Raw genomic sequence first — 15757 nt, forward strand, 5'->3', positions numbered from 1 at the left:
TGGTGGATCCTGGGGACAGATCGGTGTGGTCGTTGTTCATCAGCCGGGTGAATGAGGGACCATGACGGGTGACACGGGCGGTCAGCCGCCTGACCTGTGAGCGACATGGACGGAGAGGTACCTGTGAACCTCAAGAAGGTGCTAGTGCTGGCGGGCGTCGCGCTGGTGCTGTTCCTCCTGATCACCCAGCCCGAGCAGTCCGCTGCCGCGGTCCAGCAGGTTCTGGGCTGGCTGCGTCAGGGCGCGGAGTCGATCATCACCTTCATCAGGAGCCTCTTCGGGACAGCGACCCCCACCCGGTAGTGACTCTCGGTGAGACACGACCGTTCGGGTTGAGCCGGATGGGTGGAATGCGGCCAATCACGCACTGGTAACGGGTGTTCTGGGGATTCAGGGTCTGGCGATTGTCAGACCTACCGAATACCTTCCGCTGCAATGGCCGATCCCCGACCGACGAGGAGGCACATATGGTCGAGGACTCCGGGGTCCACGAGCTGTTGCAGCAGTGGGCGGCTGAACGGTCTGATGACGCAGAGATGCAGGAGGTGAACCGGATCAAGAACGCGTGGCTCGCTGAGGCACCCCCCTCGGCGCCAGGCATCCCCGTGCAGCGGGGAGGCAGGGGCGGGTCGTCGCGTGGCTTGGTCAAGGTCGACTCGGCGGATCCGGCCTACGTGGCCGCGATGCGCAAGCGGGCGCCGGAGGCACCCGAGGCGTTGCTCGCTGCCGCAGCGAGCTACTGGCAGCTGGTTGGCGATGTCGCCGAGGCCGAGCAGTGGTGGGACGCGGGCATCAGCCCGTTGGACCAGCGCGCGCTCGACTACCGCGCGGCGGGCCTGACTCCTGCCGACCTCGGACGGCGCTTGGGTCCGATGACGGTTCTCCAGCACCTTCGCCGCGGTTCTGCCGCAGCCTGGTGCGTCGCACGTCTGCAGAGGCAGCGCCGGGACGGTGTGGCGTAAGTAGTGGAACGGGCTGTCGGAGGCGGCAGCCCTGTACCCACTCACAAGCGGGCTCGCGGAGTGCGCTCGCCAAAGCTTCTTCGTTCTGTGCTTTCTCCGGGGGCGGCCCCCGGACCCCCTGAAAGACCTGTTCCAAGTAGTGTGGAGGCCGTGCGCGGCCTCCTTACTCCCCAGCGAGTGTTGATCGGGTTTGCCTGTCTGGTGGCCCTGATCGCCTGTTGCGGGCTCGCGTACTGGCAGTGGCAGCGCTTCGAGTCCGCCAGCGGCACGTTCCAGAACCTCGGTTACGTGCTCCAGTGGCCGCTCTTCGGCCTCTTCCCGGCTTTCATGGTGTGGCGCTTCCGCCGCTTGGCGCGCCGGCATCGTGACGAGCCTCTCTCCGCACCGGAGCCGGTTGCACCCACCGCGAAGCCGGTGACTACCGTTGACGCCGTCAAACCCGCGCCTGTCGAGCACTTCGACGATCCGGAAGACGCGGAGCTCGCGGCCTACAACCGCATGCTCGCGGACCTCAACGCGCGGGACGGTCGTTGAGCGAAGGCGGGCAGATGAAGGGTGCGTTGACCCGGTTCCGGGTCATGGCTTACGTGGTCGGTGTCTTCCTGCTGCTGCTGTGCGTGGCCATGGTGCTCAAGTACGCCGCGGACATGGGCCAGTTCATGAAGATCGTCGGCCCGATCCACGGCTTCCTCTACGCCATCTACCTGGTGATTTCGGTCGACCTGGCGCTGAAGCTGCGCTGGTCGATCAAGGGCACCGCTCTCGTGCTGCTCGCCGGGACGATTCCGTTCCTGTCGTTCTGGGCCGAGCGCAAGGTGGTCGAGAAGACTGCGCTGGGCGTGCCGCTGTGACGTTTGGCCTGCTAGCGTCTGGGGCTACCAACTGAACACGGCCGTCGATGTCGCGCGGGAGAGCTCACTTGAGTGTGGGCGCCGAAGGAGCAACTCCTCCCCGGAATCTCTCAGGTACAGGTACCGCACGACGAAGGCAACTCTGAAAAGCAGGCGGTTTCGCCTCGCCCACGGTGCAAGTCGCGCTCTGCGCGGCGAAGCTCTCAGGCTCATGACAGAGGGGGAGGCTCGCTCTAGTGAGGAGTCTCCGATGGACCGTGTCATTCTTCTGTTGCCTCAGCCGGCCCCCTCCGGCTCTTCGGCGCACCCTGGAGGAGCGTTCTGATGTCCCGCCTCACGCCTCTGAACGCCGAGCACGAGCAGCTCGGCGCGATGTTCACCGACTTCGCGGGCTGGCGGATGCCGCTGCGCTACTCGTCCGAGCTGGCCGAGCACCACGCGGTGCGCACCAGCGCGGGCCTCTTCGACCTCACGCACATGGGTGAGATCGTGCTGACCGGACCGCAGGCGGGCGAGGCGCTCGACTACGCGCTGGTCGGCCACATCTCCGCGCTGGCGGTCGGCAAGGCTCGCTACACGATGATCACGCAGGCCGACGGCGGCGTGATCGATGACCTGATCGTGTACAGGTTGGGCGACGAGGAGTTCATGGTCGTCGCCAACGCCTCGAACGCTCAGGTCGTCGCGGATGGTCTCGTCGAGCGCGCCGCCGGGTTCGACACCGTCGTAACGGACTCCTCGACCGAGTACGCGCTGATCGCGATCCAGGGCCCGAAGTCGGTCGAGATCCTCTCCGGACTCACCGACACCGACCTGTCGACGGTGAAGTACTACGCGTCCTACCCGTCCACGGTGGCCGGTGTCGACGCGCTGCTGGCGCGCACCGGGTACACGGGCGAGGAGGGCTTCGAGCTGTTCCTCGCGCCCGCCGACGCTCCTGCCGTGTGGGCGGCGTTGCTCTCCGCGGGTGAGGCGCACGAGCTCAAGCCGTGCGGTCTCGGCTGCCGCGACACGTTGCGTCTCGAAGCCGGAATGCCCTTGTACGGCAACGAACTCACGACCTCTCTCACGCCGTACCACGCGAACCTCGGCCGGGTCGTGAAGCTCGACAAGCCGGGCGACTTCGTGGGCCGCGACGCCTTGACGAAGGTCTCGGAGTCCGGTGTGGACTCGGTCCTGGTCGGACTGAAGACCCCCGAGCGCCGCGCCCCGCGGCACGGCTACGCGGTGCTGAACGGCGAGGAGGTCGTCGGCGAGGTCACCTCGGGTGCCCTGTCGCCGACGCTCGGCTACTCGGTCGCGATGGCCTACGTGTCGAAGGCGAGTGCCGAGCCCGGCACCCAACTGCTGGTGGACGTCCGCGGCAAGAAGCAGCCGGTCGAGGTCGTCGCACTTCCGTTCTACAAGCGCGCCAAGTAGGGAGATCTTCCAGATGTCCGACCAGTTCAACGCCTCCCTCGCGGAGTACGACCCCGAGGTCGCCGAGGCCGTTGCCGCCGAGCTGGCGCGCCAGCAGGGCACCCTCGAGATGATCGCCTCGGAGAACTTCACGCCCGTCTCGGTGCTGCAGGCGCAGGGTTCGGTGCTGACGAACAAGTACGCCGAGGGCTACCCCGGCCGCCGCTACTACGGCGGCTGTGAGCACGTCGACGTCGTCGAGCGCCTGGCCATCGAGCGCATCAAGTCCTTGTTCGGCGCCGGTTTCGCCAACGTCCAGCCGCACTCGGGCGCCCAGGCCAACGCCGCCGCGATGTTCGCGCTGCTGCAGCCGGGCGACACGATCCTCGGGCTGGACCTCGCGCACGGCGGTCACCTGACGCACGGCATGCGCATCAACTTCTCCGGCAAGCTCTACAACGTCGTGCCGTACCACGTCGCCGACTCCGATGGCCGCGTCGACATGGCCGAGGTCGAGCGGCTGGCTCAGGAGCACCGGCCGAAGCTGATCGTCGCCGGCTGGTCCGCATACCCCCGCCAGCTGGACTTCGCCGAGTTCCGCCGGATCGCGGACTCGGTCGAGGCCTACCTGATGGTCGACATGGCGCACTTCGCCGGCCTCGTCGCCGCCGGTCTGCACCCGTCGCCGGTGCCGCACGCGCACGTCACGACGACCACGACGCACAAGACCCTGGGCGGGCCTCGCGGTGGCGTGATCCTGTCGAACGAGGCGGACATCGCCAAGAAGATCAACTCCGCGGTCTTCCCGGGCCAGCAGGGTGGTCCGCTGGAGCACGTGATCGCGGCCAAGGCCGTGGCGTTCAAGCACGCCGCCTCGCCGGAGTTCGCCGACCGCCAGCGCCGCACGCTGGAAGGCTCGAAGATCCTGGCCGAGCGGCTGTCCCAGCCGGACGTCGCGGCCGCGGGCGTGAAGGTGCTGACCGGCGGCACGGACGTTCACCTGGTCCTCGTCGACCTGGTGAACTCCGAGCTCGACGGCAAGCAGGCCGAGGACGTGCTGCACCAGATCGGCATCACGGTCAACCGCAACGCCGTCCCGAACGACCCGCGCCCGCCGATGGTCACCTCGGGCCTGCGCATCGGCACGCCGGCGCTCGCGACCCGCGGCTTCGGTGAGGTGGACTTCATCGAGGTCGCCGACGTGATCGCCGAGGCCCTGAAGCCGGGTGCCGCGATCGAAGAGCTGCGTGCTCGCGTCGAGGTGCTGGCCGCGAAGCACCCGCTGTACAGCACTCTCTGATCAGGGCACGAGTTCGACCGGGCGACCGGCCTGCACCGACCACACCTGGCCGGTGCGCCGGTCGCCCAGCACTGTCTCGGCGGCGATGGCGACCTCGTCCGGTGACGCGAGCGTCAGTCCCGCCGCCACCAGCTTTGACCGGTACGCCGCCACTGCCCGCGTGTCGACCAAGCCGGGGCACAGCGCGTTGATCCGATAACCCGGTGCGGTCTGCGAAATCGACCGCACCAACCCGATCTGCGCGTGTTTCGCCGTTGCGTAGTACACGTCGGGCGAGCCGGTCAGCCCGGCGATGCTCGCCATCACGAGCGCCGAGCCGCTCAGCACCCCGGAGCACGCGGCCATGCCGTAGACGACCGCGTCGAGGTTGATCCGCATGGCGTCGCGGTAGCCGGAAACGCTGAAGGAGCGCGGTCCGGCGGCACCGGCGTTGAACACCGCGATGTCGAGGCGCCCGAACCGTCCGACAGCAGCGGCCACGACCCGTTCGTTGTCCTCGTACGAGCGCACATCGGTCCGCACGAACAAGCTGCCGCGCTCCCCGTCCGGATCGACGTCGGCGACCACGACGTCGTCGCCCCTGCCGACCAGTCGCCTGACCAGCGCCGCGCCGATGCCGTGCGCGCCACCGGTGACCAGGGCGATCATGCCTGGCTGACGTGCACGCCGTTGATGCGCAGACCGGCCCGGCGCATGACCGTCCGCGAGTACACCCGTTGCACCACAACGAGAACTACGAGCAGAACCACCAGGAGCACGTCGTCGAGCACCGGCACCAGGTCGATCGGCAACGTCAGCGCCATGCCGACCCGGATCGCGGTGTCGGCCAGGAAGATCACGCCCCAGATGGCGGTGCAGCCGCGCAGCGCGTGCCGGATCGCAGGGTACCTCTCCCAGTTCTCCGTCCACACCTGCTTCTTGTCCTCGGCCAGCACGAGCATCGCCATCGAGTGGAGCAGCGGCCGCTTGAAGAACAGGCTCACCAGCATCACCACGCCGAACGCCGCCGTGCCCCATGCCGCGCGCACGAGCAGCACGCGTGGTTCCCCGGTCACGAACGACATCGCGAAGCCGAGCACCACCGCACCGAGCACGAACGCGTTGAGGCCGCTGACCTTCCGTTCGGTGATCACGGACCAGAGAGCTCGCGCCGCGGGCACCACGCCGCTCAACACCAGTGCCCAGAGCTGGGACAGGCCCGCGGCCCTCGCGCCGTAGTAGATGCCCGTGGGCACGAGCAGGTCGATCGCTAGTTTCCGGAACATTCGTCCCCCAGACGAACTGCGAGGCCGATCGCGGTGATCACCTCGGTGGTGTAGGTGTCCAGGTCCACGTCGGACCCGTCGCGCACGCGTTGCGCGGCCGCGTCGACGGCCGCGCGGATCAGCACGGCCATCGAGCGGGTGTCGAACTCTCGGAACTCCCCGGCTGTCTGGCCGGCTTCGAGCAGTTCGGCCAGGCCGGTGACGCTGAAGTCCTGGCTGGTCGTGCTCGTGTAGCCCTCCCCGGACGGCGTGCGCAGGTGCGGGCCGATCTCGGTGAGCGCGACGATCTCCTTCGGGTGCTCGCGCAGGAACATCAGGTTCGACGTGAGATACGCGCGCAGCTTGCCGTTCCAGGTGGCTTCCGCGACCATCGCGGGTCCCATGACCTGGGCCGCGGCCGTGAAGACGTCGATCACCACCTGCCGCAGCAGGTCGTTCTTGTCCGCGAAGTGGTACGAGATCATCCGCGGGCTGCTCAGCCCGGCTCGTTCGGTGATGCGGGCGAATGTCGCCTGGTCGTAGCCCAGTTCCGCGATGGTCTCGATCGCCGCGCGCACGATCTGCGTCCGCCGCGCCGCCGTTCTGCCGGTGTGCTCCACGCGGTTCCCCCAAAATTTATCTGGCTGGATAAAAACGCTACCAGACGAACGCAAGAGGGGCCCGCCTGAACCAGGCGAGCCCCTCTTTGCGGAGCGAGAGCGAAACGACGGGAACCCCGGCCCCTTCCCCAGGGCCGGGGTCTGTCCGTTCAGACTGCTGTGTGTCTCAGGTGGACCGTCCTAACGGGATGCTGTGGGGTTACGCAGCGGGAGCCGTGACACCAGGGGGCAGGCATTCCACGTTGCGCTTGCCGTCGGGCTGGATCACGAACCAGGTGCCGCCGACACCCTGACCCTTCCACTTACCGGGACCGGGGTCCTGCGAGTAGCGGTAGATCGGCCAGTTGCCGATCGCGACCTGCTTCTTGCCGTCCGCGCGGGTGATCAGCTTCACCAGGGCCGGGTCGATGCCCTCGAGCTGGGGAACCGTTTCCGACAGGAACGGCGGCCAGGTCACGGAGCACTGGTTGTTGCAGTTCGACTTCGTCTCCGGCTGCGGGGTGTCCTTGTCGAAGCGGTACATCGTGTTGCCGTCGCTGTCCTGGACGACCATGCCCATCTTGTCGACCACCTTGCCGACCAGCTTCAACGAGCTGACCGGAGCGGCGGCCGGCGGCTGCGCGGCGGGAGGCTGCGCTGCCGGGGTCGGGGTTTCCGGTGCTGCCTGCTGGGCAGGGGTTGCGGGTGCCTGAGCGGGCTCCTGGAGTACCGGGGTTTGACCCGAGTCGCCGTAGTCGCCGAGGATCCCCAGGTCGGTTTCCGTCTGTGCCACCGGCTTCGAGTTCGTGCCACTGCCGGTGGCACTCCAGACACCCAGACCCAGCACAACTGCCAGTCCCGCGGCGAGCCCGATGGCAATGCGGTTACGTCGGATCACACTCATGTCCTCCTTGTTCCGTCGTCGCTCTATCGAGGCCATACGGGCGTGGTTGCGTCTCGGTTCAGAAACGAACCGAACCTCTTCGTGTCCCGAACGTCTGGCGGAGCCAGGTTGAGCGGGAGGTGCAGGGTGGTCGTCGCTGGTCAGCTGGCAGGAATGGCCGAGCGGGTGCTGGGTTCGGCGTTGCCGATCGGAATTCGGGCGTGGGACGGGAGCGTGGCCGGGCCGCAGGACGGGACGGTGCTCGTGATCCGCAGCCGTGATGCGCTGCGGCGGCTCGTGTGGAGTCCGAACGAGCTCGGCCTCGCGCGTGCGTACGTGAGCGGGGAGCTCGACGTGGAGGGTGATCTCGCGGACGGGCTCGCGCAGGTCTGGGGGCTCGTGCGGCGCGGGGTCACGCGGCGGCCTCGGGTGGCGGAGGTCGTGAAACTTGCATTGCAACTGAAAGTGCTGGGTCCCAACCCGTCGGCGCCTCGCGAGGAGGCGCGGTTGCGCGGGGCTCTGCACACCAAGGCGCGCGACCGGGACGCCATTTCGCACCACTACGATCTGAGCAACGCGTTCTACCAGCTCGTGCTCGATCCGAGCATGGCTTACTCGTGCGGGTACTTCACGTCCGCCGAGGACTCATTGGCCCAGGCGCAGCACAACAAGCTGGATCTGGTGTGCCGCAAGCTCGACCTGCGGCCGGGGATGAGGTTGCTGGACGTCGGCTGCGGCTGGGGGTCGATGATCATCCACGCGGCCCGGGACTACGGCGTGCACGCCGTCGGCGTCACGATCTCCGCGCAGCAACGTGAGCACATCCTCGGACGCGTTGCCGCGGAAGGCTTGCAGGACCGGGTCGAGGTGCGGTTGCAGGACTACCGAGAGGTGCTCGACGAACCGTTCGACGCGATCTCCACCATCGAGATGGGCGAGCACGTCGGTGAGAGCAACTACCCGACGTACGCCGCGACGTTGTACCGGTTGCTGAAGCCCGAGGGACGGTTGCTGTTGCAGCAGATGTCGCGTGGCCACAACGCGCCCGGCGGTGGTGCGTTCATCGAGTCGTACGTGGCGCCGGACATGCACATGCGACCGGTCAGTGCCACGACAGGATTTCTCGAAGGTGCGGGGTTGGAGATCCGGGACGTGCACGCGTTGCGGGAGCACTACGTCTGGACCGTGCGGGCGTGGGCGCAGACACTGGAAGATCGGTGGGACGAGGTCGTCGCGCTGGTCGGCGAGGGGCAAGCGCGCGTGTGGCGGCTGTACCTCGCGGGTGGTGCGCTGACCTTCGAGGAAGGGCGGATGGGCGTGGACCAGATCCTGGCGGTGCGCAGGAGCGAACATGGGCGCAGCGGCATGCCGCGGGTGCGTCGTGAGCTGGTGGCGCGATGAGCTACCTGATCAGCTTCCTGGTCGTGTTCGTGCTGCTCAGCGGCCTTTTCCTGTACGCGGACGCACGCAAGCGCTACGACCTGATCGACTCGGCGTGGGGCCCGGGTTTCGCGGTGATCGCGGTGGTCACGCTGCTGTTCGCGGAGGGCGAACCAAGTCGGCAGTGGGTGGTCGCCGGGCTCACCGCGGTGTGGGGCGTACGCCTGGGAGTGCACATCTTCGTGCGCAACTCCGGCAAGGACGAAGACCCGCGATATCAGGACATCTTGAGGCGTGCCAAGGGAAATCCGCGCCTGCGGATGTACCGCGTCTACCTGATCCAGGCCGTGCTGATGTGGATCGTGTCGCTGCCGGTGCAGGCCGCGCAGCATCTTTCGGCCCCGTTCGGAGTGCTGGATTGGGTGGGCACTGGCGTGTGGATGGTCGGCTTCGCCTTCGAGGCCGTAGGCGACTGGCAGCTCTCCCGGTTCCGGGCGGACCCGGCGAACTCCGGCGCCGTGATGGATCGCGGACTTTGGCACTACACAAGGCATCCGAACTACTTCGGCGACGCTGTCGTGTGGTGGGGCCTGTACCTGTTCGCGCTGCACTCGTGGCTGTCCGCGCTCACGATCGTCGGCCCGGTGATCATGACGCTGCTGCTCGCCAAGGGCACGGGCAAACCGTTGCTGGAGAAGGACATCGTGTCGCGCCGCCCCGGCTACGCCGAGTACGTCCGGCGTACGAGCGGGTTCGTGCCGCTTCCGCCGCGCAAGGTGGCGAGGCGGTAGCGGGCGTCGGCAACCCCCGTCTGGTCTGCACCTGGGCCTGCCTGTGTGTTTTGCGATGCTGGTTGCGAGCTGAGCGTGCGGGGTGTCGGGTTGTGGTGCCGTGGATGCATCAGGCTTGTGGGCGCACCGCGCCAGGATCGTCGGTGCGTGGTGCGTGGTGCGTGGTGCGTGGTGCGTGGTGCGTGGTGCGTGGTGCGTGGTGCGTGGTGCGTGGTGCGTGGTGCGTGGTGCGTGGTGCGCGGAGTGGGCGTGGTGCGCGGCGCGGGGTGCAGTGTCGCCGGGTGGTTCGCAACCCCCGCCTGGTCTGTATCGCGCCAGCCCGCGTGCCTCGCCGCACCGGTCGTGAGCAGGGCCTCGGGTTAGTGTGGGCGGGTGGGCAACGACATCTCCTTCCCGCGCCAACAGGCGCGCACCCAGCGGTTCACCGTAGGCGCACCCAGGACCTTCGCGGTGTCGTCAGACGGGGCACGTGTCTTCTTCCTGCGCCCGGCCACGGCCACGAGCCGTGCGAACGGGCTGTGGGAGCTGGACGTGGCCACCGGCGTCGAACGGCTGCTGGCCGACCCGGCCCAGCTGCTGACCGACCCGGAGGACCTGCCTGCCGAGGAGAAGGCCCGCCGTGAGCGCACGCGGGAGTCCGGCGCGGGCATCGTCGGGTACGCGCTGTCGAAGGACGCGACGGTCGCGTCGTTCGCCCTGTCCGGCCGCCTGTTCGTGGCCGACCTGGTGAAAGGTGCCGTCCGCGAGCTGCCGACCCGGGGCGGGGTCATCGACCCGCGCGTCGACCCGACGGGCGCGCGTGTGGCCTATGTCACGCGCGGCACGCTCCGGGTCGTCGAACTGGAGTCGGGCGACGACTTCGCCGTGGCCGTGCCCGACGGCGAGGACGTCACGTTCGGCCTGGCCGAGTTCATCGCGGCCGAGGAGATGTCGCGCTACCGCGGCTACTGGTGGGAGCCGGACGGCACCCGCCTCATCGCCGCGCGCGTGAACAACGCCCCGGTCCAGCGCTGGTACATCGCCGACCCGGCGAACCCGGCCACGGCCGCCACCGAGATCGCCTACCCGGCCGCCGGCACCGCTAACGCGAACGTGTCGCTGCACGTGGTGTCGCTGGACGGCACGTTCGTCCCGGTGCTGCTCGAGTTCGACTACCTCAACGACGTGCACTGGTCGTCCGGTGGGGCGCCGCTGATCACCACGCAGAGCCGTGACCAGCGGACTCGCCGGATCTACTCGCTGGCGCCCGAGACCGGTTCGGTGTCCGAGCTCGCTGTCGAGACCGACCCGGTGTGGGTCGAGGTCACCGGCGGGGCTCCGGCCTGGACCCCGGACGGCCGGCTGGTGCGGATCGTGGCGTCCGGCGACGAGTACGCGCTTCAGGTCGGCGACGACGTGGTGACGTCCGGGATTCAGGTCCGCCGGGTGCTCGACATCTCCGACGAGTCGATTCTGGTCGCCGCTTCTGGTGACGACCCGACGCAGACTCACGTCTACTCGGTTGGCGCCGAGGTGGAGCGACTGTCCGCTGAGGACGGCGTGCACACCGCGATTCGGGGCGGCGACACGGTTGTGCTCGCATCGGCCACTTTGGACCGTTTTGGCGTGCGCGCCACCGTCGGCGACCACGAGATCGAGTCGTGGGCCGACACCCCGGTGCTCAAGGCCGCCCCGCGCCTGCTGACGCTGGGGGAGCGGGGGCTTCGGGCTGCCCTCCTGCTGCCGCGCGACCACCGGCCGGGCACCAAGCTCCCGGTCCTGATGGACCCGTACGGCGGGCCGCACGCTCAGCGGGTGGTGTCTTCGCAGAACGCGTTCCTGGCCTCGCAGTGGCTGGCGGACCAGGGTTTCGCGGTGATCGTCGCCGATGGGCGGGGGACGCCGGGGCGCGGGCTAGCCTGGGAACGCGCGATCGCCTACGACTTCGCCGGCGCCACGTTGGAGGACCAGGTCGACGCCCTGCAGGCCGCCGCGGCTGTGGAGCCTGATCTCGACCTGACGCGCGTGGCGATCCGCGGCTGGTCCTACGGTGGGTATCTGTCGGCGCTGGCTGTGCTGCGTCGGCCTGATGTGTTCCACGCCGGGATCGCCGGGGCGCCGGTCACCGACTGGCGGTTGTACGACACGCACTACACGGAGCGGTACCTCGGGCATCCAGAGGAGAAGCCTGAAGTTTACGACTCGAACTCGCTCATCGACGACGCGGACAAGCTGTCGCGGCCGTTGATGATCATTCACGGGTTGGCTGACGACAACGTGGTGGCTGCTCACACGTTGCGGTTGTCGAACGCGTTGCTGGCGGCTGGGCGGCCGCACACCGTGCTGCCGTTGTCCGGGGTCACGCACATGACGCCGCAGGAGCAGGTTGCTGAGAATCTGTTGCTGTTGCAGGTGGACTTCCTCAGGCAGGCGCTCAGCTGAGGGTGGGGTAGAGCCGGCCCAGGCGATCCACGTCGCCAGCCCTCGCCTGGAACCGCGTTTCCAGTCCGGCCGGGTTCCGGCTCAACACGGTCGTGCTGGGTGTCGTCGACGTGGCGCTCAAAAAATAGCGAAGGGGCGCTTTCCCAGGTGGAAAGCGCCCCTTCAGTGCCGAACCTAGGCCAGTGACTGACGGACCCGGTACGGCGGAATGCTGTTGCCGAGCAGGGCCAGGTCGTCGATCGACTCCGGCTGGTAGCCCGCGGTCTTCAGGCGCTCCACCATCAGCGCGGTCGGGTCCTCGACCACGTCCGCGCGGCCGAACAGGTAGGCCCACTCGTGCTCGTCCGAGCCGTAGTAGGCGACCGTGTCGAACACCTCGTTGAAGCGCTGCCAGGAGCGGATCAGGGTGGTGTTGCGCCACATGGTCTGGCAGCCCGACTGGTTGACCACCACGCCGCCGGGGCGGAGCAGGGCCTTGCACATGCGCAGGAAGTCGGCGCCGTACAAGCGGTTGTGCTGGGCTTCCTCCTCGCGCTCGTCGGGGAGGTCCACCAGCACGATGTCGTACTTCTCGGACGTCGTGCGGATGTACTCGAAGCCGTCGATGTACTGCACGCGGATCGGGCCGGAGCCCTCTTCCGCCGCAGCCAGCTCCTCCGCCGTGTAGCCGTAGGGGAGGTGCTCGGCGCAGAGCTTCACGGCCTGCTCGTCGATGTCGATGTGGTCGACGACGGTCGCGCCGTGCTGGACGGCCATCTGGCAGACGACGCCTTCGGAGGAGCCGATGACCAGCACGCGGTCCACCTGGTCGGCCAGCAGGAGCGCTGGGACCATGAGGGCCTCGTGGTAGGTCAGCTGGCTGAACTCCGTGGACTGGCGGTCGTTGTCGCAGAACAGGGAGATGCCCTGGGCCGTGCGGGCGATCACCAGGTGCTGGAAGTCGGTTTTGGTGTCGACCAGCACCTCGTCCACTTGCCAGTGGCGGGTCATGCCGTCGGCGAGCGGTTCGTTGATCGTGTTCACGCGGCGTGCTCCTTGAGGCCTCGAGTGACGAGGTCCGTGCTCACGTGAGCGGCGCCCAGGGCGTCAGCGAGTAGCTGGACGGCCAGCGCGGGCTTGGCACGCGTACCGCAGGTGAACACGTCGACGAACACCGACCCCACTTCGGGATACGTGTGGATCGACGCATGGGACTCCGACAGCAGAGCCAGCACGGTGACTCCTTGAGGATCGAACTTCTTGGAGATCACCTCCAGCACCGTTGCGTCGGCCTGCGTGAGAACCTCACCAAGGGCGTGTCGGAGGAACTGCTCGTCGTCGAGCAGATCCGCGCTCACACCCGAGAGCTCTGCAAGTACGTGCTGTCCCGCGAACAAACCGACGGTTTCCTCGGTCTGACAGGGCGCTTCGGACATCAATCACTCCAAACTATGTGAATTGCGAACGGGCTTATACGCAGTACGTGGCTAGCGGCGGGAAGCCGTTGAAGCACACGGACGAATATGAGGAGGTGTAGGCGCCCGCGCAGAGGATGTCCACGTGGTCGCCGGCCGCGAGGTCCAGCGGCAGGTCGTAGCGGGTGTGCTGGTAGATCACGTCGTCCGCGTCGCAGGTCGGGCCGGCCAGCACGATCGGGCCGGTTTCGCCGCCGTCGCGCGAGGTTCGCAGCGCGTAGGCGATCGCCTCGCCCTCGGTCTCGGCGAGTCCCTGGTAGCGGCCGATGTCGAGGTACACCCAGCGCCGTTCGTCCGAATAGGACTTCCGGGAGACGAGGACGACGGACGAGCGGATCATCCCGGCCTGGGCGGAGATCGCGCGGCCGGGTTCGATCATCACTCGCGGGCGTGTTTCACCGAAGTGTCGCGCGAGTGAAGCCTCGATGGCGGCGGCGAAAGCCTCCAGCGTCGGCGTGTCTTCTTGATACACCGCGGGAAGGCCGCCGCCCAAGTTCACGGTGGTGGTCTCGATGCCTTCCGCACGCAACTTTGACGCGATCAAAGCGGCGTCGGCGATGCCGGAGTCCCAGCCGGAGACCGAGAGCTGTTGCGAACCGGCGTGGAACGCGACGCCAAGAGGAACGAGTCCCAACTCGTGCGCCAGCCGCAAGAGGTCCGTCGCCATCTCGGGATCGCAACCGAACTTGTTGCCGAACGGGTACGTGGAACCCTTGCTGTGTACAAGGATTCGCACGAGCACGGACGAACCGGGCGCGTGCTCGGCCACGAAACGCACGTCCTGTTCGCTGTCCGACACGAACAGTCGCACCCCGCGCGAGAAGGCATACGCGATGTCAGCGGCCTTCTTGATGGGGTTGCTGTACGAGATCGACGCGGGCGAAGCGCCCTGCGCCAAGCACAAGTCGATCTCCGCGGGCGATGCCACGTCGAACTGCGCACCCTCGGCGACGAGCGTGCCGACCACGGCCGACTCCGGGTTGGACTTGACGGCGTAGAAGATGTCGACGGACGGCAGTGCCGCGTGAATTGCCTGGTAGCGCGCACGTATCGTCTCGAGGTCGATCACCAGACACGGTGTCGACGGGTTCTCCTGGTCCAGGAAACGCCGAATACGAGCCTCTGCCTCGTTGCGCCGATCAACGGCGAAGCTCTCGGTCATTTCCCCAGGAGTCCCCCTTCATCCGCCTCGCGGTCCGTACGCGGGCACGGCCGTCCACTCTACGGCCTCCACACCGCAATCGCGCAATCCAGTCCGCGCGAGTGTGATTTAGCCAGCAGAACGAAGCTCGATCATCGTGATGTCGGGAGGAGCGCCCACGCGCACCGGAGGACCCCAGAAACCCGCGCCACGACTGACGTAGAGCCACGTGTCGTCCACCTTCGACAGCCCCGCGACACCGGGTTGCTGCAGCGGCACGACGAAGTTGAACGGCACCATCTGTCCACCGTGTGTATGACCGGACAACTGGAGGTCGACGCCGTGTGAAGACGCGTCGGCCACCTGCACCGGCTGGTGCGCCAGCAGGACGAGCGGGTTGTTCTTGTCGCGGCCCGCGAGAGCGCGTTCGAAGTCCGGTGCGTCGCCGTAGGATTTCCCGGTCACGTCGTTCACACCGGCGAGCTCCAGTCCACCGGCCACGGTCAAACCCTCGTTGCGCAACGGGTTCACGCCGAGCTTCTCGACCTCGGAGATCCACTGCTCGTGGCCGGAGAAGTACTCGTGGTTGCCCGTCACGAAGTAGCTGCCGTGCTTGGACACCAGGTCCCGCAACGGCGCCGCGGCCTCGCCCAGTTCGGCGACCGTGCCGTCCACCAGGTCGCCGACGATCGCGACGAGGTCGGCCTCCTGCTCGTTGATCATCCGCACGATCCGCTCGGTGTGCGCACGGCCGAGCAGCGGCCCGAGGTGAATGTCGCTCACGACCGCGATCCGGAAGCCCGACATGGACTTCTGGAGTTTGTTCAGCGTGACGGGGACCTGCAGCAGCTGCGGTGCCCCCAACGCCTGCGTCATGCCGTAGCCGACGACACTGCCCGCCGCGATGCCGGAACCGATGGCGACCGACCGCGAGATGAACAGCCTGCGACCGGGATCCGGCACGACCTCGACCGGTTCGACGGGGTCAGGACCGGCGCCAACGGCAACGGGAGCGAGAGTGGCCCGCTTCAGCAGGATTCGCCGCGGGATCTCCGCGATGCCGAGCGCGATGGCCAGGTAGAAGAGCACCGCGAGCCACACGAACCCCGGCCAGGCGAAGAACTTCCCGAACTCCGGCGGCACCCGTCGCGTCACCACCAGTGTGCTCATCAGCAGCACGAACGCCCCGACGATGGCCGACGTGCCGACGCGGCGTCCGAGCGTGCGGGGGCGCGTCGTGTCCACGACCAGCCGGCGCCACAGGTACAGGTGGCCCAGCGCGACCGGGACTCCGAGGAGCAACAGGAAGATCACGACATCAAGTATGCGTTTC

The 15757-nt window shown here is 67.8% G+C and carries 17 protein-coding genes and 2 riboswitches; of the genes, 9 read left to right on the forward strand and 8 right to left on the reverse strand.

Annotated features, from left to right (window positions below; genetic code table 11):
• The first annotated feature begins 105 nt into the window (after window positions 1-105).
• The 6 genes from ABZX92_RS07855 (at window position 106) to glyA (ending at window position 4511) form a co-directional block, all read left to right on the forward strand.
• Window positions 106-303 (forward strand): hypothetical protein, encoded by a 198-nt coding sequence (locus tag ABZX92_RS07855; RefSeq protein ID WP_355555210.1) that lies wholly within the window; start codon window positions 106-108, stop codon window positions 301-303.
• Window positions 304-467: 164 nt separating this feature from the next.
• The gene (locus ABZX92_RS07860; protein ID WP_045318190.1) at window positions 468-962 is read left to right on the forward strand and encodes a hypothetical protein; all 495 of its coding nucleotides are present in this window, start codon (window positions 468-470) and stop codon (window positions 960-962) included.
• 150 nt (window positions 963-1112) lie between these two features.
• Complete coding sequence (locus tag ABZX92_RS07865; protein ID WP_355555212.1) at window positions 1113-1496, forward strand: hypothetical protein; 384 nt, start codon at window positions 1113-1115, stop codon at window positions 1494-1496.
• A 14-nt stretch (window positions 1497-1510) separates the two neighbouring features.
• The gene (locus ABZX92_RS07870; protein ID WP_355555214.1) at window positions 1511-1813 is read left to right on the forward strand and encodes a DUF3817 domain-containing protein; all 303 of its coding nucleotides are present in this window, start codon (window positions 1511-1513) and stop codon (window positions 1811-1813) included.
• A 45-nt stretch (window positions 1814-1858) separates the two neighbouring features.
• Window positions 1859-1949: riboswitch (glycine riboswitch) on the forward strand.
• Window positions 1950-2041: riboswitch (glycine riboswitch) on the forward strand.
• Window positions 2042-2137: 96 nt separating this feature from the next.
• Window positions 2138-3232 carry a glycine cleavage system aminomethyltransferase GcvT gene (gcvT, locus tag ABZX92_RS07875; protein ID WP_355555215.1) on the forward strand — a complete coding sequence of 365 codons (1095 nt, stop codon included), beginning with the start codon at window positions 2138-2140 and terminating at the stop codon, window positions 3230-3232.
• A gap of 13 nt (window positions 3233-3245) precedes the next feature.
• Entirely contained in the window at window positions 3246-4511 is a 1266-nt protein-coding gene (glyA, locus tag ABZX92_RS07880; protein ID WP_355555216.1) for a serine hydroxymethyltransferase, read from the forward strand.
• On the opposite strand, the gene ABZX92_RS07885 is transcribed toward glyA, so the two are convergent.
• From ABZX92_RS07885 to ABZX92_RS07900, 4 genes are all read right to left on the reverse strand, one after another.
• A complete protein-coding gene (locus ABZX92_RS07885) occupies window positions 4512-5159 on the reverse strand; it encodes an SDR family oxidoreductase (RefSeq protein WP_355555218.1) in 648 nt (215 codons plus the stop codon). It abuts the gene before it with no gap.
• Window positions 5156-5776, reverse strand: coding sequence for a VC0807 family protein (locus ABZX92_RS07890; protein WP_355555220.1), 621 nt, complete (start codon window positions 5774-5776; stop codon window positions 5156-5158). Before ABZX92_RS07890 ends, ABZX92_RS07885 begins: the two co-directional genes overlap by 4 nt.
• Window positions 5761-6375, reverse strand: coding sequence for a TetR/AcrR family transcriptional regulator (locus ABZX92_RS07895; protein WP_355555222.1), 615 nt, complete (start codon window positions 6373-6375; stop codon window positions 5761-5763). The genes ABZX92_RS07890 and ABZX92_RS07895 overlap by 16 nt, the downstream gene beginning before the upstream one ends.
• A 199-nt stretch (window positions 6376-6574) precedes the next feature.
• Window positions 6575-7252 carry a hypothetical protein gene (locus tag ABZX92_RS07900; protein WP_355555224.1) on the reverse strand — a complete coding sequence of 226 codons (678 nt, stop codon included), beginning with the start codon at window positions 7250-7252 and terminating at the stop codon, window positions 6575-6577.
• A gap of 159 nt (window positions 7253-7411) precedes the next feature.
• On the opposite strand from ABZX92_RS07900, the gene ABZX92_RS07905 reads away from it, so the two are divergent.
• From ABZX92_RS07905 to ABZX92_RS07915, 3 genes are all read left to right on the forward strand, one after another.
• Window positions 7412-8638 (forward strand): cyclopropane-fatty-acyl-phospholipid synthase family protein, encoded by a 1227-nt coding sequence (locus tag ABZX92_RS07905; protein WP_355555334.1) that lies wholly within the window; start codon window positions 7412-7414, stop codon window positions 8636-8638.
• Window positions 8635-9408, forward strand: a complete 774-nt coding sequence (locus ABZX92_RS07910; RefSeq protein WP_355555226.1) for a DUF1295 domain-containing protein — start codon at window positions 8635-8637, stop codon at window positions 9406-9408. The genes ABZX92_RS07905 and ABZX92_RS07910 overlap by 4 nt, the downstream gene beginning before the upstream one ends.
• 372 nt (window positions 9409-9780) lie before the next feature.
• Window positions 9781-11829, forward strand: coding sequence for a prolyl oligopeptidase family serine peptidase (locus tag ABZX92_RS07915; protein WP_355555228.1), 2049 nt, complete (start codon window positions 9781-9783; stop codon window positions 11827-11829).
• A gap of 174 nt (window positions 11830-12003) precedes the next feature.
• On the opposite strand, the gene ABZX92_RS07920 is transcribed toward ABZX92_RS07915, so the two are convergent.
• The 4 genes from ABZX92_RS07920 to ABZX92_RS07935 form a co-directional block, all read right to left on the reverse strand.
• On the reverse strand, window positions 12004-12819 hold the full coding sequence (locus ABZX92_RS07920) for a spermidine synthase (protein WP_355555336.1): 816 nt from the start codon (window positions 12817-12819) through the stop codon (window positions 12004-12006).
• A gap of 29 nt (window positions 12820-12848) precedes the next feature.
• Complete coding sequence (gene speD, locus ABZX92_RS07925; protein ID WP_045314466.1) at window positions 12849-13244, reverse strand: adenosylmethionine decarboxylase; 396 nt, start codon at window positions 13242-13244, stop codon at window positions 12849-12851.
• 34 nt (window positions 13245-13278) lie between these two features.
• Complete coding sequence (locus ABZX92_RS07930) at window positions 13279-14445, reverse strand: type III PLP-dependent enzyme (RefSeq protein ID WP_355555230.1); 1167 nt, start codon at window positions 14443-14445, stop codon at window positions 13279-13281.
• A gap of 108 nt (window positions 14446-14553) precedes the next feature.
• Window positions 14554-15738 carry a metallophosphoesterase gene (locus tag ABZX92_RS07935; RefSeq protein ID WP_355555232.1) on the reverse strand — a complete coding sequence of 395 codons (1185 nt, stop codon included), beginning with the start codon at window positions 15736-15738 and terminating at the stop codon, window positions 14554-14556.
• Window positions 15739-15757 lie beyond the last annotated feature (19 nt).

It is taken from the genome of Lentzea sp. NPDC006480 (assembly GCF_040611995.1).
GTDB lineage: Bacteria > Actinomycetota > Actinomycetes > Mycobacteriales > Pseudonocardiaceae > Lentzea.